20 protein-coding genes and 1 pseudogene are annotated in these 16296 nt (G+C 72.1%); 12 read left to right on the top strand and 9 right to left on the bottom strand.

Annotation, left to right across the window (positions count from 1 at the left end; all coding sequences use genetic code 11):
- Nucleotides 1-58 precede the first annotated feature (58 nt).
- The 5 genes from AC3EUJ_RS21035 to amaP all read left to right on the top strand — a co-directional run bounded on the left by AC3EUJ_RS21035 (nucleotide 59) and on the right by amaP (nucleotide 2350).
- A complete protein-coding gene (locus tag AC3EUJ_RS21035; RefSeq protein WP_431963570.1) occupies nucleotides 59-550 on the top strand; it encodes an Asp23/Gls24 family envelope stress response protein in 492 nt (163 codons plus the stop codon).
- Between the two features lie 31 nt (nucleotides 551-581).
- Nucleotides 582-764, top strand: a complete 183-nt coding sequence (locus AC3EUJ_RS21030; protein ID WP_018560608.1) for a hypothetical protein — start codon at nucleotides 582-584, stop codon at nucleotides 762-764.
- A 63-nt stretch (nucleotides 765-827) separates the two neighbouring features.
- Nucleotides 828-1163, top strand: coding sequence for an Asp23/Gls24 family envelope stress response protein (locus tag AC3EUJ_RS21025; RefSeq protein ID WP_431963568.1), 336 nt, complete (start codon nucleotides 828-830; stop codon nucleotides 1161-1163).
- Nucleotides 1160-1774, top strand: coding sequence for a DUF6286 domain-containing protein (locus AC3EUJ_RS21020; RefSeq protein ID WP_431963566.1), 615 nt, complete (start codon nucleotides 1160-1162; stop codon nucleotides 1772-1774). The genes AC3EUJ_RS21025 and AC3EUJ_RS21020 overlap by 4 nt, the downstream gene beginning before the upstream one ends.
- Before the next feature lie 6 nt (nucleotides 1775-1780).
- Nucleotides 1781-2350 carry an alkaline shock response membrane anchor protein AmaP gene (gene amaP / locus AC3EUJ_RS21015; RefSeq protein WP_431963564.1) on the top strand — a complete coding sequence of 190 codons (570 nt, stop codon included), beginning with the start codon at nucleotides 1781-1783 and terminating at the stop codon, nucleotides 2348-2350.
- Nucleotides 2351-2354: 4 nt separating this feature from the next.
- Here the strand turns inward: amaP and AC3EUJ_RS21010 are convergent.
- The 5 genes and pseudogenes from AC3EUJ_RS21010 to AC3EUJ_RS20990 all read right to left on the bottom strand — a co-directional run.
- Nucleotides 2355-2564 (bottom strand): annotated as a pseudogene (locus AC3EUJ_RS21010) (SDR family NAD(P)-dependent oxidoreductase); the annotation flags it as partial.
- Between the two features lie 4 nt (nucleotides 2565-2568).
- Nucleotides 2569-4362 carry a glycoside hydrolase family 15 protein gene (locus AC3EUJ_RS21005; RefSeq protein WP_431963562.1) on the bottom strand — a complete coding sequence of 598 codons (1794 nt, stop codon included), beginning with the start codon at nucleotides 4360-4362 and terminating at the stop codon, nucleotides 2569-2571.
- Nucleotides 4363-4420: 58 nt separating this feature from the next.
- Nucleotides 4421-5248 (bottom strand): SURF1 family cytochrome oxidase biogenesis protein, encoded by an 828-nt coding sequence (locus tag AC3EUJ_RS21000; RefSeq protein ID WP_431963560.1) that lies wholly within the window; start codon nucleotides 5246-5248, stop codon nucleotides 4421-4423.
- A gap of 73 nt (nucleotides 5249-5321) precedes the next feature.
- Entirely contained in the window at nucleotides 5322-5576 is a 255-nt protein-coding gene (locus AC3EUJ_RS20995) for a hypothetical protein (RefSeq protein WP_431963558.1), read from the bottom strand.
- A gap of 80 nt (nucleotides 5577-5656) precedes the next feature.
- The gene (locus tag AC3EUJ_RS20990) at nucleotides 5657-6643 is read right to left on the bottom strand and encodes a DEDDh family exonuclease (protein WP_431963556.1); all 987 of its coding nucleotides are present in this window, start codon (nucleotides 6641-6643) and stop codon (nucleotides 5657-5659) included.
- A gap of 277 nt (nucleotides 6644-6920) precedes the next feature.
- Between AC3EUJ_RS20990 and AC3EUJ_RS20985 the strand changes: the two genes are divergently transcribed.
- Genes AC3EUJ_RS20985 through AC3EUJ_RS20975 form a run of 3 tightly spaced genes read left to right on the top strand, consistent with a single transcriptional unit; the run spans nucleotide 6921 to nucleotide 9477 of the window.
- Complete coding sequence (locus AC3EUJ_RS20985; RefSeq protein ID WP_431963554.1) at nucleotides 6921-7769, top strand: sterol desaturase family protein; 849 nt, start codon at nucleotides 6921-6923, stop codon at nucleotides 7767-7769.
- Nucleotides 7766-8449: a lysoplasmalogenase gene (locus AC3EUJ_RS20980; RefSeq protein ID WP_431963552.1), complete on the top strand. Its 684-nt coding sequence runs from the start codon at nucleotides 7766-7768 to the stop codon at nucleotides 8447-8449. The genes AC3EUJ_RS20985 and AC3EUJ_RS20980 overlap by 4 nt, the downstream gene beginning before the upstream one ends.
- The gene (locus AC3EUJ_RS20975) at nucleotides 8434-9477 is read left to right on the top strand and encodes a zinc-dependent alcohol dehydrogenase family protein (protein ID WP_431963551.1); all 1044 of its coding nucleotides are present in this window, start codon (nucleotides 8434-8436) and stop codon (nucleotides 9475-9477) included. The genes AC3EUJ_RS20980 and AC3EUJ_RS20975 overlap by 16 nt, the downstream gene beginning before the upstream one ends.
- An 84-nt stretch (nucleotides 9478-9561) precedes the next feature.
- On the opposite strand, the gene AC3EUJ_RS20970 is transcribed toward AC3EUJ_RS20975, so the two are convergent.
- Nucleotides 9562-11094: a S8 family peptidase gene (locus AC3EUJ_RS20970; RefSeq protein ID WP_431963549.1), complete on the bottom strand. Its 1533-nt coding sequence runs from the start codon at nucleotides 11092-11094 to the stop codon at nucleotides 9562-9564.
- 303 nt (nucleotides 11095-11397) lie between these two features.
- Here AC3EUJ_RS20970 and AC3EUJ_RS20965 point away from each other — a divergent pair, with 303 nt between their 5' ends.
- The 3 genes from AC3EUJ_RS20965 (at nucleotide 11398) to moaA (ending at nucleotide 14513) form a co-directional block, all read left to right on the top strand.
- Nucleotides 11398-11796, top strand: a complete 399-nt coding sequence (locus AC3EUJ_RS20965; RefSeq protein WP_431963547.1) for a DUF485 domain-containing protein — start codon at nucleotides 11398-11400, stop codon at nucleotides 11794-11796.
- Nucleotides 11793-13430: a solute symporter family protein gene (locus tag AC3EUJ_RS20960; protein WP_431963545.1), complete on the top strand. Its 1638-nt coding sequence runs from the start codon at nucleotides 11793-11795 to the stop codon at nucleotides 13428-13430. Before AC3EUJ_RS20965 ends, AC3EUJ_RS20960 begins: the two co-directional genes overlap by 4 nt.
- Nucleotides 13431-13523: 93 nt before the next feature.
- Entirely contained in the window at nucleotides 13524-14513 is a 990-nt protein-coding gene (gene moaA / locus AC3EUJ_RS20955; protein ID WP_431963543.1) for a GTP 3',8-cyclase MoaA, read from the top strand.
- Here the strand turns inward: moaA and AC3EUJ_RS20950 are convergent.
- Together AC3EUJ_RS20950 and AC3EUJ_RS20945 are read right to left on the bottom strand one after the other, a co-directional pair.
- Entirely contained in the window at nucleotides 14496-14720 is a 225-nt protein-coding gene (locus tag AC3EUJ_RS20950; protein WP_431963541.1) for a hypothetical protein, read from the bottom strand. The genes moaA and AC3EUJ_RS20950 overlap by 18 nt on opposite strands.
- A gap of 180 nt (nucleotides 14721-14900) precedes the next feature.
- Complete coding sequence (locus AC3EUJ_RS20945) at nucleotides 14901-15263, bottom strand: DUF3099 domain-containing protein (protein ID WP_431963539.1); 363 nt, start codon at nucleotides 15261-15263, stop codon at nucleotides 14901-14903.
- A gap of 178 nt (nucleotides 15264-15441) precedes the next feature.
- Between AC3EUJ_RS20945 and AC3EUJ_RS20940 the strand changes: the two genes are divergently transcribed.
- Nucleotides 15442-15720 (top strand): GlsB/YeaQ/YmgE family stress response membrane protein, encoded by a 279-nt coding sequence (locus AC3EUJ_RS20940; protein ID WP_431963537.1) that lies wholly within the window; start codon nucleotides 15442-15444, stop codon nucleotides 15718-15720.
- 14 nt (nucleotides 15721-15734) lie between these two features.
- On the opposite strand, the gene AC3EUJ_RS20935 is transcribed toward AC3EUJ_RS20940, so the two are convergent.
- Complete coding sequence (locus tag AC3EUJ_RS20935) at nucleotides 15735-16286, bottom strand: RNA 2'-phosphotransferase (protein ID WP_431963535.1); 552 nt, start codon at nucleotides 16284-16286, stop codon at nucleotides 15735-15737.
- Nucleotides 16287-16296: the final 10 nt, after the last annotated feature.

The following is a 16296-nucleotide window of genomic DNA, read 5'->3' as shown; positions in this document are numbered from 1 at the left end:
GGTGCAAGGAGCAGCCCGTACCGCTCCCGCCATCGGAAACCCGAAGGGAAGAGGTGCGATGACCGACACCGCGCAACAGGCGGAGGGGCGGGGCCGGACCCTGGAGAAGGGGACCAGCCCGGCCGGCAACGGCACGTCAGGGCGGCGGGCACCCCTGGGCGATCCCGCGACACGCGGGCGGACCACCATCGCGGACGGCGTGGTCGAGAAGATCGCCGGGCTCGCGGCGCGCGACGTGGAGGGCGTGCACGCCCTCGGCTCCGGCGTCTCCCGGGGCTTCGGCGCGGTCCGCGACCGGGTGCCCGGCGGCAGGTCCGTGACCCGGGGCGTGCGGGCCGAGGTGGGCGAGGTGCAGGCCGCCCTCGACCTGGACATCGTCGTGGACTACGGGGTCTCGATCGTGGCGGTCGCGCACGGGGTGCGCGAGAACGTCATCGCGGCCGTGGAGCGGATGACCGGTCTCGAGGTCATCGAGGTCAACATCGCGGTGGGCGACGTCAAGCTCCCTGAGGACACGGACGACGACGACCAGGAGCAGCGGGTCCAGTGACGGGCCCCGGGAGGGAAACAGGGAGCGGACGATGAGCATGGCCGTGCTCGGCTTGATCGTCGGGATGGCGCTCGGATTCGCCGGTTACTTCGGCGGGTTCGCGGCCTTCCTGCTGGTGGCGGCGCTCGGCGCCGTCGGTTTCGTCGTCGGCCGGTTCCTCGACGGCGACCTGGAACCCGGGGAGTTCTTCCGCAGCCGTGACCGGAGGCGGTGAGCCACGCAGATGACGGCCGCGGCGCCGACACCCACGTCACCCGCCCCGCCCCCCGTCCCCGGCGTGCGCGGTTCGCTCCGCCTCGCCGACCGCGTGCTGGCGAAGATCGCCTCCCAGGCGGCCCGTGAGGCGCTTGTCGACGCCCCCGGCCGGGAGTACGTGCCGCGCGACGCGCGTCCCCAGGCCGGCGTCTCCGTCCACCGCGAGGAGGTGTACGTACGGCTCTCCGTCGAACTCGGCTACCCAGTGGACATCGCCGCGGTGTGCCGCTCGGTGCGCCGACATGTCGCCTACCGAGTCGAGGAGTTGACCGGCGTCGCGGTCGTCGGGGTGACCGTGGAGGTCGAGCGGCTGCACTCGCGGGCCAGCCACGTCCTGGAGGAGGCGAGGGTCCGGTGAGCGATCTCGGCCCGGCCCCGCTCGCGCCACCCCCGGGACCGCCGTCCGGACCGCCGCCGGCCGGTTCCCGCCCGCGGCGGCGCTTCTGGTCCCCGCGCCGCCTCCCGGCCGCGATCACCGCCGCCCTCCTGGCCGTCGCGGCCGGGCTGCTGCTCTACGACGTCGCGGCGGTCCGCGCCGGACGGCCCGGGATGGCCTGGCGCCGGACCCTCGCCGGCGAACTGGCCACCCGCCCGCTGGACGATCCGTGGATCCTGGCCGCGGCCTGCGTGGCGGTCGTGCTCGGGCTCTGGCTGCTCGTGCTGGCCGTCACCCCGGGGCTCCGCGACGTGCTCGCCATGCGCGCCGGAACGGCGCCCGTACGGGCCGGACTCGACCGTCACGCCGCCGAACTCACCCTGCGCGACCGCGCGGTGGAGGTCTCCGGGGTGCGCTCGGCACGCGTCACGGTCACCCGCCGCACCGCCACCGTGCGCGCGGTGGTCGCCTTCCGGGAGACGGAGGCGGTACGCGCCGATCTGGCGGCCACCCTGGCCGAGGCCATGGAACAACTGGGCCTGGCCCGGCCGCTCGGCCTGGCGCTGCACGTCCGCCGCATGGAAGAGGGGTGAGGCGCGGTGCGCGCCATCGTCAATCGTGCCGTCCTCGCCCTCGTGGGGCTGGCCCTGGTGCTCCTCGGCGCCCTTGTGCTGTGTTCGGCGACGGGCCTGCTGCACCGTCCGTACACCGGGCGGGACGACGTACTGCTCAGCGAAGGCGACCGGACCCGCTACGAGGACGCCTCCTGGTGGTGGCCCACCGTGATCGGCGTGCTGGCCCTGATCGTGCTGTGCGCCGTGTGGTGGCTGCTCGCCCAGGTGCGCGACCGCAGGCTGCGCCGGCTGGCGGTGGACGCCGCCGACGACGGCGTGGCCCTGCTGCGCGGCCGGGCCCTGGAGGAGATGATCGCCGCCGACGCCGAGCAGCTCCACGGCGTCGACCACGCCACCACCGCCATCATGGGCACGCCCACCGCGCCCCGCGCCCGGCTGCAGCTCGCCCTGTCCCCGCACGCCGTCCCCGGCGACGTCCTGGACGGACTCGACTCCGCCGTCCTGGACCGCGCCCGGGTCAGTGCCGGCGTCCCCCGGCTCCCCGCGGAGGTCCGCCTGCGTGCCGTCAGCCACCGGGCGGCCCGCGTCAGCTGACCCGCGCGGACGGGGGTGCGGCGTTGTCCGCGACGACGCCGGTCGCCCGCTCGGGGCCGCCCAGCGCCGCGACGGCGGCGGCCACCGAGTCCTCGTGGCGGCCGCCGACGACCACCCGCGCGCCGTCGGCGACCAGTTCCCGCGCGGCGGCGAAGCCCAGCCCGCGGGTCCCGCCCGTGACGACGTGCGCCCTGTCCCTCGGCCCGCGATCCATGGCGTCATCGTGCCGCGTCGCGGCCGGAGAGCGTGAGTGCCGTGTTGACCAGGCCGATGTGGCTGAACGCCTGCGGGAAGTTGCCCAGCTGACGCCGATCGACCGGGTCCCACTCCTCCGCCAGCAGGCCGACGTCGTTGCACAGGCCCAGCAGCCGTTGGAACAGCTCGCGAGCCTCGTCGGTGCGGCCGATGCGGTGCAGCGCGTCGGCGAGCCAGAACGAGCAGGCCAGGAAGGCGCCTTCGCCGCCGGGCAGCCCGTCCACACTGCTGTCCTCCAGGGTGTAGCGGCGGACGAAGCCGCCGTGGTCCAGTTCGCGACGCACCGCCTCCACCGTGCCGACCACCCGGCTGTCGGTGACGGGCAGGAAGCCCACCTGTGGGATGAGCAGGGTCGCCGCGTCCAGTTCCTTGGAGCCGTAGTACTGCGTGAAGGTGTTGCGCTCCCGGTCGAAACCCCTGCGGCACACCTCACGGTGCACCGCGCTGCGCATCGCCCGCCAGGAGTCCGCGTCGCCGGACAGGTGCGGATGGCTCTCCAGGGTGCGCACCGCGCGGTCGGCGGCCACCCAGGCCATCACCTTGGAGTGCACGAAGTGCTGCCGGTCGCCGCGCACCTCCCACAGGCCCTCGTCGGGCTCTTGCCACTTGGACTCCAGGAAGTCCATCAGCGTGCGCTGCACCGCCCAGGCGTGGGGTTCGTCGCGCAGCCCGAAGCTGCGGGCGAGGAAGAGCGAGTCGAGGACCTCGCCGTAGACGTCGAGCTGAAGTTGCTTGGCCGCGGCGTTGCCGGTCCGCACCGGCAAGGACGCCTCGTACCCCGGGAGCCAGTCCAGCTCCTCCTCGGGCAGCCGGCGCTCGCCCGTCAGCCCGTACATGATCTGCAGGTCGGCGGGGTCGCCGGCGACGGCGCGCAGCAGCCAGTCGCGCCAGTGGTAGGCCTCCTTGAGGTAGCCGGTCTCCACCAGCACGTTCAGGGTGAGCGTCGCGTCGCGCAGCCAGCAGAAGCGGTAGTCCCAGTTCCGCACCCCGCGGATCTCCTCCGGCAGCGAGGAGGTCGCCGCGGCGACGATCCCGCCGCTGGGCGCGTACGTCAGCGCCTTGAGGGTGATCAGCGAGCGCAGCACCGCGTCCCGCCAGGGACCGTCGTAGCGGCACGTGGCAGACCAGGACTCCCAGTCCTCGCAGCTCTGCTCCAGCGCCCGGAAGGGGTCGACCAGGCGCGGCCGGCTCTCGTGGGAGGGGTGCCAGGTCAGGGCGAAGGCGATCCGCTCGCCCTCGGCGACGGTGAAGTCGGCGTGCGTGGCGAAGCCCTTGCCGTACATGGGTACCTGGGGCTCGGTGCGCAGCCACACCGAGTCCGGCCCGGCGATCGCGACGCGGTGGCCGTCGGTGCGGCGCATCCAGGGGACGACCCTCCCGTAGTCGAAGCGCAGCCGCAGCTCGCTGGTCATGGCGACGTGCCCGCGCACCCCCTCGACGATGCGCATGACGTCCGGTGCGCGATCGCGCTGGGGCATGAAGTCGATCACTTTGGCGGTGCCGTCGCGGGTCTCCCAGACGCTCTCCAGCACCAGGGTGCCCTCGCGGTACGAGCGGCGTGTGCACGGTTCCTCGCGCCAGGCCGAGGCCGGGGCGATCCGCCAGTTGCCGTTGTCCTCGTCGCCCAGCAGCGCGGCGAAGCAGGCGGGGGAGTCGAAGCGGGGCAGGCACAGCCAGTCGATGGAGCCGCTCCTGGAGACCAGCACGGCGGTCTGCAGGTCGCCGATGATCGCGTAGTCCTCGATCAGTGCCGCCACGGCCGGCCTCCGCCTCTCCCGCTACGAGGGTCCCCGCTCTACGAGGGTGCCCCGGGCGTCAGGGCGACGCGACCGCAGCGGAGGCCGGCTCGGCCGTACCGCCCTCCTGCGCCGCCGCGTCGCGGGCGGCGAGCCGCTCCCGCCGCTCGCGGCGGACGAGGATGATCCAGCCGACCGGCACCATGGCGGTGAACAGCCACCACTGGATCGCGTACCCCATGTGCATGCCGATGCTGCCGTGGTCGGGGTCCGGGATCAGTTCCGGCTGCCGCCCGGAGGGCTTGGGGGAGGTCGTCGCCAGCTCGATGTAGCCGCCGACCGGCCGCTCCGCCGCGGGCAGGTCACGCGCCACCATCCCGCTGTTGATCAGCATGATCATGCGGTCGGGCAGTCCGCCCTTGTTCCGGATGCCGGTCGCCGCGGTGGTCTCGTCCGGGCGCAGCCGGCCGGTGACGGTGACCTCGCCGGACGGCGCCGCGGGAACCTTCGGGAACTTCGTCAGGTCGGTGCCGGCGGGGATCCAGCCCCGGTTCACCAGCACCGACCGGCCGTCGGCCAGGACCAGCGGGGTGATCACGTGGTAGCCGATGCTGTCCCCGTCGGCGGCGGTGCGCTGGCGGGCGACGACCTCATGGGCGGTGTCGTAGTGCCCGGTCGCGGTGACCGTGCGGTAGATCTGCCGCTTGGGCACGGCCGTGCCGGGGGCGGTCAGCGACTCCACAGGGACGGGCTTCGCCTCCAGGTTGTCCGCGATCAGGTGGTTGCTGGCCACCCGGCGCTCGTGCCGATGCAGCTGCCAGTAGCCCAGCTTGACCATGACGGGCATCAGGAGCAGTGCGATGAGGGTGAGGATCACCCACTGCCGGGACAACAGGAAGCGGTACACCCCACGACCGTACAACTCGGTCGCGGGGCGCTTTCCGGAGGGGTCGGGCGGTGTCGCGGCGCGGTCGACGGGATCAGCCGCCGCCCGGCAGCGAGCCGACCCGGTCCACGATGCCGCTGCGGCCCTCCGCCTTCGAACAGTGACCGCCGCAATACCAGTGGCCGTCGACCTCGACTCCGTGGCCGACGATGCGCACCCGGCAGTGCTCGCAGATCGGCGCCATCCGGTGGATGGCGCACTCGAAGCTGTCGAAGACGTGCACGGCCCCCTGGGCGTGCACTTCGAAGCTCATCACGTAGTCGTTTCCGCATACTTCGCATCGGGCCATGAGGCCCAGGGTGCTGGCCGGTCCCCGGCGCGGCAATCGGTGACCGGGTGCGTCGCGGGCGCACCACTCGAACGGCGGCGTCAGCCGTGCACGTCCGGCGCGGGGGCGACGTCCCTCAGCAGCTCGGCGAAGCGGCGCTCGTCGACGACCGGGGTGCCGAGCTGCCGGGCTCGCACCGTCTTCGTGGTGAGCGAGTCCGGGTCGTTGGTCACCAGGAGACTGGTCAGCCGGCTCACCGAGGACGACACGTGCAGACCCGCCTCGGTGGCGCGGTCCTCCAGCAGCTCGCGGTCGATGCTCGTGTCGCCCGAAAAGGCGACCCGCATCCCCTGCACCAGCGGTCCCCCGGCCTCCAGCCGCCCCGGGTTGGGGTAGGGGCAGGCGGGCCGCTTGCGCGAGGGCCGCCAGCTCATCGGCCGGTACGTGGTGCGGTAGCCCGCGGCGACCGACTGCGCGGGGACGGCCGTGTCGATCCACTCCGTCAGCGGGCGGCAGGCGTGCAGCGGCAACCGCAGTCCGCCCGCCGCGGCCTGCCGCAGGCTGGGGCGGAACACCTCCGCCAGCACGCGCGCGTCGTCCAGGGCGTGGTGGGCGCGCTGCTGGACGACACCGAAATGCGCCGCCAGGGACTCCAGCTTGTGGTTGGTCAGCGGCAGCCCCAGTGCCTTGGAGAGCACGATGGTGCACAGCCGGTGCTCCACGGGGGCCACGGTGCCCGCCCGCGCGAATTCCCGGGCGAGCATGGACCAGTCGAAGACCGCGTTGTGGGCGACGAACACCCGGCCCGACAGTCGTTCCGCCAGCTCCGCGGCGACCTCGCGGAAGAGCGGGGCGTCCGCCAGCATGTCCGAGGTGAGGCCGTGGATCCACACCGGGCCCGGGTCTCGCTGCGGGTTGACCGGGGTGTACCAGTGGTCCTGCACCTCGCCGCGCGCGTCCAGCCGGTAGACGGCCGCGGACACTATCCGGTCGTCGCGGCCGAGGCCGGTGGTCTCGACGTCCACGACGGCGTATCCGTCGGGGTAGGCCTCTGGCCACGACGGTTGCGGAAGCTGGGGCGCGTGCATGGAGGAACACAATACGGGCGGCCACCGACAGTGCCCGCCGCCACCCGCCCCTGGCGCACCGTCGGATCCCGCGGCGGACGGGTCGGCGGTGGCGTGCGGCCCTCGCCGGGCGCCGCCCTCGTGCGTCAACCGCCCCTTGTGCGACCCCGTTTGGCCTCCACCCGCGCCGCGGCGGCCGGCCCGGCGGAAGTCCCGCGCAATCCCGCCCGTACCGCCGGGTAGAACCGATCGGTAACGACCTCTAGCCGGGGCCGCCGCGCGCCCTTAAAGTGCGCGCATGCCGCAACTGCCCGATGCCGTGATGTGGTCCATACCCGCGTTCGTGCTGCTCACCGTCCTGGAGCTGGTCAGCTACCGGATCCATCCGGACGAGGACGCCGCCGGGTACGCCGCCAAGGACACCGCGACGAGCCTGTCGATGGGACTCGGCAGCCTCTTCTTCGACTTCCTCTGGAAGATCCCGATCGTCGCGGTCTACACCGCTGTGTACGCGTTCACCCCGCTGAGGGTGCCCGTGGTGTGGTGGACGATCCCGCTGATGCTGCTCGCGCAGGACTTCTTCTACTACTGGCAGCACCGCGGCCACCACGTGATCCGCGTCCTGTGGGCGAGCCATGTGGTGCACCACTCCAGCCGGAAGTTCAACCTCTCCACCGCGCTGCGCCAGCCCTGGACCGGCATGACCTCGTGGGTGTTCTACCTGCCGGTGATCGTCTGCGGGGTCCACCCGGCGGCACTGGCGTTCTGCTCCTCGCTCAGCCTCGTCTACCAGTTCTGGATCCACACCGAGCGGATCGGCAAGCTGCCCCGCCCGGTCGAGTTCGTGCTCAACACGCCCTCGCACCACCGCGTGCACCACGCCTCGCAGGGCGGTTACCTGGACCGCAACTTCGGCGGCATCCTCATCGTCTGGGACCGGCTGTTCGGTTCGTTCGCGGCGGAGGGCGAGCGTCCGGTCTTCGGACTCACCAAGAACATCACCACCTTCAACCCGCTGCGCGTGGCCACCCACGAGTACGCCGCCATCGCCCGCGACGTCGTCGCCGCCCGCACCTGGCGCGACCGCGCGGGCCACGTCCTGCGCGGTCCCGGCTGGCGTCCGCGGGGCGAGGAGTCGGCGGCGTGAGGCGGGAGCGCGCGGCCCGTGCGGCGCTCGCCGCCTTCGCGGTGGTGGCCGTCGTCCACCTGGCCTCGCAGCTCGCGGGGTTCGTGGTGGCCGGCCACCTCACCAAGCCGGTCCTGGTGCCGCTGCTCGCGGCCTGCGCGGCGCTGCGGGGCGGCCCCCGGCGGCTGGTCGGCGCGCTGCTGTGCGGCTGGGCCGGGGATGTGCTGCTGCAGCTCGACGGGGACGTGCCCTTCCTCGCCGGGATGGGCGCGTTCGCGGCCGGGCACGTCTGTTACCTGACTCTCTTCACCGCCCGCGGGGCCTTCACCGACCGGCGGCGGGCGGCCCTCACGGCGGCCGGCTACGCGGCCGTGTGGCTCGCCGTGCTCGTCGTGGTGTGGCCGGGCCTGCCCTCCGGGCTGCGGCTCCCGGTCGCCGCGTACAGCCTGTTGCTGACGGCGATGGCGGCCGGTGCAGCCGCACTCGGCCCGTGGCCGACGGCGGTGGGCGGGGGGCTCTTCCTGCTCTCCGACACCCTGCTCGCGACCCGGCTCGCGGGCCTGCCGCAGCTCGCGGCGGCCGACTTCTGGATCATGCTCACCTATCTCGGCGCGCAGTTCCTGCTCGCCACGGGCCGGTACCGTTGTACGACTCCATTCGTACAGCCAGCAAGGACGACCTCCGTATGCGCGCCACCGTGATCCACGCCCCCCACGACATCCGGGTGGAGGAGGTGCCGGACCCGGCGGTCCGGCAGCCCACCGACGCGGTGGTGCGCGTGGTCCTGGCCTGCATCTGCGGCAGCGATCTGTGGGCCTACCGCGGCGAGTCGGCCCGGCAGCCGGGACAGCGCATCGGGCACGAGTTCCTCGGTGTGGTCGAGGAGACCGGCTCAGAGGTGTCCGGGCTGAAGCCCGGCGATCTGGTCGTCTCGCCCTTCGTGTGGTCCGACGGTACGTGCGCCTACTGCGCGGAGGGCCTGACGACCTCCTGCGCGGCCGGCGGCTTCTGGGGCCAGGTCGGCTCCGACGGCGGCCAGGGCGAGGCCGTACGCGTGCCGTTCGCGGACGCCACCCTCGTACGGCTGCCTGCCGAGGCGCTCTCCGACGACCGCCTGCTGGCCGGTCTGCTCACCCTCTCCGACGTGCTGGGCACCGGCCACCACGCCGCCGTCGGGGCGGGCGTGCGGCCGGGCGCCACGGTCGCGGTCGTCGGGGACGGCGCGGTCGGGCTGTGCGGCGTGCTCGCCGCCAGGCGGCTCGGCGCGGAGCGGATCATCGCGCTCGGCCGGCACGGGGCCCGCACCGCCGTCGCCCGCACCTTCGGCGCCACCGACGTCGTCGCCGAGCGCGGCGAGGCCGCCGTCACGGCGGTCCGCGAACTGACCGGCGGCCACGGCGCCCACGCGGTCATCGAGGCCGTCGGCACCGAGCAGTCGATGCGCACCGCGGTCGCCATCACCCGTGACGGCGGCGCCGTCGGCTACGTCGGCGTCCCGCATGGCAGCGGCACCGGCCTCGACCTCAGCGACATGTTCGACCGCAACGTCTCCCTGCGCGGCGGCGTCGCCCCGGTCCGCACCTACATCCCCGAGCTGCTGCCGGACGTCCTGGACGGGACCGTCGACCCGTCCCCGGTCTTCGACCTCACCGTCGGCCTGGACGATGTCCCGGGCGGCTACAAGGCGATGGACGAGCGGGTCGCGCTGAAGGTCCTGGTCAAGGCCTGACCCCGGCCCGGGCAGCCGAACGCCCGGACGACGGAGCGCCCGGCGGGGATCCTGCCGGGCGCTCCTGGCATCACGCGGGGCGCGTCACTTCGTGACGGCGTCCAGGGCGTCGACGAGGCCGTGGCCGTAGAAGCTGGTCACGTGTCGGCCGGTGGTGCAGGTGGCGTCCTGCACACCGTTGCCGTCCGGGTCGTACAGACCCGTCGGGCAACCCGGGTCGTCCGCCTGCGCCTTGAGCATCCACTGCAGCTGCTCCGGGGAGGCGTGCGGGTGGCGGCTCTTGATGAGCGCGGCGACGGCGGCCACGTGCGGACTGGCCATCGACGTGCCCTGCAGGTAGCCGTAGGTGTTGCCGGGCAGCGTGGACAGGATGCGCCCGTTGGCCGAGGGGGTGGCGGGGATCTGGTAGCGGTCGCCGCCGGGGCCCGCGACGTCGACGACGCCCAGACCGTAGCTGGAGTAGTACGACTTCAGGTTCTGCACGCCGGTCGCGGAGACGGTGACCACGCCCGGCAGCTGGGTCGGGAGGTCCCAGCAGACATGCGGGTCGATGGTCCGGGTGACCGCGGTGGTGTCGTCGGGGCTCGTCGCGTCCACGATCGCGTCGGAGTCGAGGTCGTGGTTGGAGTTGCCCGCCGAGGCGACGTTCAGCACGCCCTTCTTGTGGGAGTACTGCGCGGCCCGGTTGACGGCGTCGACGATGGCCCGCTGGTCGGGGTCGCCGAAGCAGTTGTAGAGCCACGGGTCGATGTAGTAGCTGTTGTTGGTGATCTCGACGCCGTGGTCGGCGGCGAAGACGAAGGCGCAGACCACACTCTCCGGGAAGAACAACTGCGTGCCGGGGTCGGCCACCTTGATGGAGGCGACCTTCACACCCGGGGCGACACCGGCCACGCCGATCCCGTTGCGCGCCGCGGCGATCTCACCCGCGACGTGCGTGCCGTGGTAGGCGTCCGGGGTGTACGGACGCCATGCGCCCGGGCTGGTGTCGGCCTTGCCGCCCACGCAGTTGGCGGACTGCGACGCCGAGAAGTTGGCGGTGAGGTCCGGGTGCGTGTCGTCGACACCGGTGTCGATGACGGCGACGGTGACCTTGCCGCTGCCCGGGTTGATCCGGGCGGCCTTGTCGGCCCGGATCGCCGGCAGGTCCCACTGGTCCGCCTCCATCGGCTCCTGCCCGGCGGTGGCCGCGGCCTTCGCCCGGGCGGCGTCGGCCGCGGTGATCGCCTGCACCGCGCCCAGATCGGTCGTCGACGCCGTGGACAGCGCGGCCGTGCGGGTGGCACCGGCCGTCTGTACGCCGCGGACCTTGCGCATCTGGGAGGCGAACGCGGGGTTCGCCGAGTGGACGACGATCACGCCGATCCGGTCGTAGGTGGTGACGACGTCACCACCGTTGCGGGACACGGCCCGCTCCACGGACTTGAGGGTTCCCCGGTCGGTGCTGGTGTTGACCACGTACGACAGCGCCGGGCCGTCGTACGCGGAACTGCCGCCGCCCGAGGCGGATCCGGCGGTGGCGGCCGAGGCGGCGTTCGGCAGGAAGGCGAGAGCACTCGCCACCGCGACACCGATGGGTATCGAGAAGGCGCGGCGCCGTCTTGGCAGTGGAGCCATGGGATCTCCAATCGTCCAGACACCCGTCCTGGCGGCAGGGTTGCCCTTGGACGGGTACATGACGCTGGAAGCTATCGCCGCCGTCGGCGCCCTATCAATGGATCGGTAAAGAAAGCTCAGGTTCCGGTTTCCGAAGAAGAATCAGTTTTCAACTACCGCCCCCTGTCGAAGGCCGTGGTCGCGCCTTTACCATGCGCGGGTCCGATCATTGCGTGACGTAGCTCACGTCGGCGCCGCGTGCGCCCGCGTGGGACGCGTCGCGTGCTCGCGCCCTCTCAAAGTCCGCCCCCCACAGGAGGCATCGTGGACCCCGCACGACCGTCGGCAACCTCCGGTCCCCCGTCCGCCGACTCCTACGCCGAGGTGCAGGCGAGCGCGGAGTTCGCCCAACTGCGCCGTTCCTACCGTTCCTTCGCGTTCCCGCTCACGGTCGCGTTCATCACCTGGTACCTGCTGTACGTCCTGCTGTCGAACTACGCCGGCGGCTTCATGGACACCAAGGTCGTGGGCCAGATCAACATCGCCCTGGTCTTCGGGCTCGCGCAGTTCGCCACCACCTTCGGCATCGCCGTCTGGTACTCCCGGCACGCGAACGCCAAACTCGACTCCCGTGCCGCCGACATCAAGGCGCGTCTGGAAGGCCCCGGCCCCCGGGGCGCCGACGACACCGACGACACCGAGAGCACGGAGGCCACCGCATGACCGCGCTGCACACCACGGGAGTCCAGGTGGTCGCGGTCGGCGCGAGCGAACACCGGCCGCTGATCATCACCCTGTTCTCGGTCTTCGTCATCGCGACGCTCGGCATCACCGTCTGGGCCGGCCGCCAGACCAAGGACGCCACCGACTTCTATGCCGGCGGCCGCTCCTTCAGCGGCTTCCAGAACGGGCTGGCGATCTCCGGCGACTACATGTCGGCCGCGTCCTTCCTGGGCATCGCGGGATCCATCGCCCTCGTCGGCTACGACGGCTTCCTCTACTCGATCGGATTCCTCGTCGCCTGGCTGGTGGCGCTGCTGCTGGTCGCCGAACCGCTGCGCAACTCCGGCCGGTTCACCATGGCCGACGCCCTCGCCTTCCGGCTGCGGCAACGCCCCGTGCGCACGGCCGCGGGCATCTCGACCATCGTTGTCAGCATCTTCTATCTGCTGGCCCAGATGGTCGGCGCGGGCGCCCTGGTGGCGCTGCTGCTCGGCATCACCGGTGAGGGGCCGCGCCGCCTGATCGTCATCCTGGTCGGCGTCGTCATGGTGCTGTACGTGACCATCGGCGGCATGAAGGGCACCACCTGGGTGCAGATGGTCAAGGCGGTGCTGCTGATCGGCGGCACGCTGCTGATCACCTTCCTGGTCTTCGCCAAGTTCAACTGGAACCTGTCCTCGCTGCTCGGCGCGGCCGCGGAGAAGAGCGGCAAGGGAGCGGCCTTCCTGGAGCCGGGCCTGAAGTACGGCGTCACCTCGACCTCGAAGATCGACTTCATCTCGCTGGGTCTGGCCCTCGTCCTGGGTACGGCCGGCCTGCCGCACATCCTGATCCGCTTCTACACCGTGCCCACCGCCCGGGCCGCCCGTACCTCGGTGAACTGGGCGATCGGCATCATCGGCTGCTTCTACCTGATGACGATCGCGCTGGGCTTCGGGGCCGCCGCCCTGCTCACCCCGGAGACGATCACCACCTCCAACGCCGCCGGCAACACCGCGGCCCCGCTGCTCGCCCAGGAGGTCGGCGGCGGCGCGGGCTCCACCGGCGGCGCGATCCTGCTCGCCGTGATCTCCGCGGTCGCCTTCGCCACCATCCTGGCGGTGGTCGCGGGTCTCACCCTCGCCTCCTCGTCGTCCTTCGCGCACGACCTGTACGCCAACGTCATCCGCAAGGGCACGGCGAGCGAGAAGGAGGAGGTCGCGGCGGCGAAGATCGCGGCGATCGCCATCGGGGCCGTGGCGATCCTGCTGGGCATCTTCGCCGGCAAGCTCAACATCGCCTTCCTGGTCGCCCTGGCCTTCGCCGTCGCGGCCTCCGCGAACCTGCCCACGCTCCTCTACAGCCTGTTCTGGAAGCGCTTCAACACCACCGGGGCGCTGTGGAGCATCTACGGCGGCCTGATCACCTCCGTGTTCCTCGTGGTCTTCTCGCCCGTGGTCTCGGGCAAGGAGACCGCGATGTTCCCCGGTGTGGACTTCCACTGGTTCCCGTTGGAGAACCCCGGGATCGTCTCCATCCCCGTCGGTTTCCTGCTCGGTCTGGTGGGCACGCTCCTGTCCAGGCCCGAGGAGGACGCCGACCGCAAGTACGCGGAGCTGGAGGTCCGCTCCCTCACCGGAGCCGGAGCGCATTAAACAGACTGTGGAAGGTCAGTGCCGTCCCGTAGGCTGCGAAGTAACGGGACGGCACTGCCGTCCCACCGACCCAGCCCCAGAGGGAGGCGCGCCGTGCTGATCGACACCTACGGCCGGATCGCGACCGACCTGAGGGTCTCGCTGACCGACCGGTGCAATCTGCGCTGCACCTACTGCATGCCCGAGGAGGGGCTGCAGTGGCTCGGCAAGCCGGAACTCCTCACCGACGACGAGATCGTCCGGCTGGTGCGGATCGCCGTCACCCTGCTCGGGGTCAGGGACGTCCGCTTCACCGGCGGCGAGCCCCTGCTGCGCCCCGGCCTCGTCGGTATCGTCGAGCGCTGCGCGGAGCTGGAGCCCCGCCCTAAACTCTCCCTCACCACCAACGGCATAGGCCTGGCCCGTACCGCGGCCGCGCTGCGCGGGGCCGGCCTGGACCGGGTCAACGTCTCCCTGGACACCCTGCGTCCCGATGTCTTCCAGACCCTCACCCGCCGCAAGCGCCACGAGGACGTCGTCCGCGGCCTGGAGGCCGCCCACGCCGCGGGCCTGACCCCGGTCAAGGTCAACACCGTGCTGATGCGCGGCATCAACGACGACGAGGCCCCCGAGCTGCTGGCCTGGGCGCTGGAGCGCGACTACGAACTGCGCTTCATCGAGCAGATGCCGCTCGACGCCCAGCACGGCTGGCAGCGCAGCGACATGGTCACCGCACAGGAGATCCTGGAGAGCCTGCGGACCCGGTTCGCGCTGACCGCCGAGCCCGACGAGGCCCGTGGGCACGCCCCCGCCGAACGCTGGCTGGTGGACGGCGGCCCCGCCCGGGTCGGTGTGATCGCCTCCGTCACCCGGCCCTTCTGCCGGGCCTGCGACCGCACCCGGCTCACCGCCGACGGTCAGGTGCGCAACTGCCTGTTCGCGCGGGAGGAGACCGATCTGCGCGCCGCGCTGCGCTCCGACGGCTCCGACGAGGAGATCGCCGAGCTCTGGCGCACCGCGATGTGGGGCAAGAAGGCCGGCTCCGGCCTGGACGACCCCACCTTCCTGCAGCCCGAGCGGCCCATGTCAGCCATCGGCGGCTGAGCTCGTCTGCCACTCCTCGAAGGGCACCACGTCCTTCAGGAAGCCGCGAACGCCCAGGAACGACGACAGGTGCTCGCGGTGCTCCTCGCACGCCAGCCAGGTCTTGCGGCGTTCGGGCGTGTGGATCTTCGGGTTGTTCCAGGCGAGCACCCAGACGGCGGGGGTGCGGCAGCCCTTGGCGGAGCAGATCGGCGATTCGTCGTTCACGAACCCCATCCAAACATGGCGACGCCGGGCAGCCACGGGGGGAGCCGCCCGGCGTCGGTCCGTCGCTCCGACGGGGGATGCGGAGCGCGTACGCAGTATGTCACGCGGAAAGGCCCGCAGTGGAGTGGATACCCATGATTGATCTGAGGTTTTCTTGAGCTTCGGAGCGGTGGAAAAGGTTCAGTCCTGGCCGGAGTGGGACCGTTCGTCTCGTTCCGTGGTCCGCTCCGCCGGAAGCAGGGGTTCGCCGGGGCCGAGCGCCGGCCGAGCGGGCGGCGCGATACGGGCCGAGGGCAGCCCGGGCGCGTTCTCCCGGCCGGCGTTGGCGATGACGACCGCGACGTAGGGCAGCACCAGACCGAGGACCAGCGCGATCCAGGCCAGAGGCGTTGAGACGTGCCACAGCACGACCGCCAGGATGAACGACACGGTGCGGACCGACATCGAGATCATGTAGCGACGCTGCCGTCCGCGGACGTCCTCGGTGAGCCCTGCCGCAGTCCCGGTGATCCGGAAGACCTCGGTACCGCTACGCTTCCGCATCACGTTCCACCACCTGCTCGAAACGCCGGAAGCCACCCGGTTCCGGCATGGTCCACGTTACGCCGTGGGTCCGCCGCAGTGGAGACCGGGGAGGCCCTCCGGGTACGACAACACCCGCCGTACGGCGTATGGCCGCCCTCCGCATGCGGCGTACCCGGCCTGTGCTCAGACTGGCCGCATGAACTGGATCTGGGCGATCATCGTCGGCATCGTTCTCGGCTTCCTGGCGAAGCTGCTTCTGCCGGGGAAGCAGGACATCCCCTGGTGGCTCACCATCATCTGCGGCATCCTCGGCGCCTTGCTGGGCAACGCGGTCGCCGGGTGGGTCGGTGTCCGGCACACCAGCGGCATCGACTGGATCCGCCACGTACTGCAGATCCTGGGCGCGATCCTCGTGGTCGCCGTGATCACCCCGCTGTGGGCCTCGATCCGCGGCAGGCGGCGGACCGCCGCCTGACGGGAGCGCCCCGCTCAGAGGAGGTGCTGCCGCAGATGTGTCGGCGGCACCAGGTCGGTGAGCCACACGCCGTTGGCGCTCACCCGGAACAGATGGCCCGCGGCGGCCAGCCCCGCCGCGTCCACCGCCAGCACCACCGGACGGCCGTGCCGCGCACCGACGCGCACGGCCGTCTCCACATCCGCGGACAGGTGGACGTCCTGCCGGGACATCGGCTTGAGCCCCTCGCGCAGCACGATCGGCAGGGTGGTGCTCGCCGTGCCGTGGAAGAGGACGGCCGGCGGCTCCGCCGGGGAGAGGCCGAGGTCGACCTCGACCGAATGCCCCTGGCTGGCCCGGATCCGCCGTCCGTCCTCCGAGAAGGCGTACCGCTTCTTGTTGTTGGTGGCCACGACGTGGTCGAGGTCGGCGCGCGAGAAACTCCGGCCCGACCGGCGGGACGCGGCGATCAGCTCGTCCACGTCCACCCAGCCGGCCTCGTCGAGGCTGATCCCGATCGAGGCCGGGTCGTGCCGCAGCACCCGCGCCAGGAACTTCGAGACCTTGACCGTCTGCCTCTCGTCCATCGCCCCACCC

Source organism: Actinacidiphila sp. bgisy160 (assembly GCF_057707815.1).
This window is presented reverse-complemented; position numbering and strand designations above follow the sequence as displayed.

What these genes read in the sequence shown, in the direction of transcription:
- AC3EUJ_RS21035 (WP_431963570.1), top strand. Translation starts at nt 59, where the DNA reads ATGACCGACACCGCGCAACAGGCGGAGGGGCGGGGCCGGACCCTGGAG.
- AC3EUJ_RS21030 (WP_018560608.1), top strand. Translation starts at nt 582, where the DNA reads ATGAGCATGGCCGTGCTCGGCTTGATCGTCGGGATGGCGCTCGGATTC.
- AC3EUJ_RS20995 (WP_431963558.1), bottom strand. Translation starts at nt 5,576, where the DNA reads ATGGCCCGATGCGAAGTATGCGGAAACGACTACGTGATGAGCTTCGAA.
- AC3EUJ_RS20990 (WP_431963556.1), bottom strand. Translation starts at nt 6,643, where the DNA reads ATGCACGCGCCCCAGCTTCCGCAACCGTCGTGGCCAGAGGCCTACCCC.
- AC3EUJ_RS20985 (WP_431963554.1), top strand. Translation starts at nt 6,921, where the DNA reads ATGCCGCAACTGCCCGATGCCGTGATGTGGTCCATACCCGCGTTCGTG.
- AC3EUJ_RS20975 (WP_431963551.1), top strand. Translation starts at nt 8,434, where the DNA reads ATGCGCGCCACCGTGATCCACGCCCCCCACGACATCCGGGTGGAGGAG.
- AC3EUJ_RS20970 (WP_431963549.1), bottom strand. Translation starts at nt 11,094, where the DNA reads ATGGCTCCACTGCCAAGACGGCGCCGCGCCTTCTCGATACCCATCGGT.
- AC3EUJ_RS20960 (WP_431963545.1), top strand. Translation starts at nt 11,793, where the DNA reads ATGACCGCGCTGCACACCACGGGAGTCCAGGTGGTCGCGGTCGGCGCG.
- AC3EUJ_RS20945 (WP_431963539.1), bottom strand. Translation starts at nt 15,263, where the DNA reads ATGCGGAAGCGTAGCGGTACCGAGGTCTTCCGGATCACCGGGACTGCG.
- AC3EUJ_RS20940 (WP_431963537.1), top strand. Translation starts at nt 15,442, where the DNA reads ATGAACTGGATCTGGGCGATCATCGTCGGCATCGTTCTCGGCTTCCTG.
- AC3EUJ_RS20935 (WP_431963535.1), bottom strand. Translation starts at nt 16,286, where the DNA reads ATGGACGAGAGGCAGACGGTCAAGGTCTCGAAGTTCCTGGCGCGGGTG.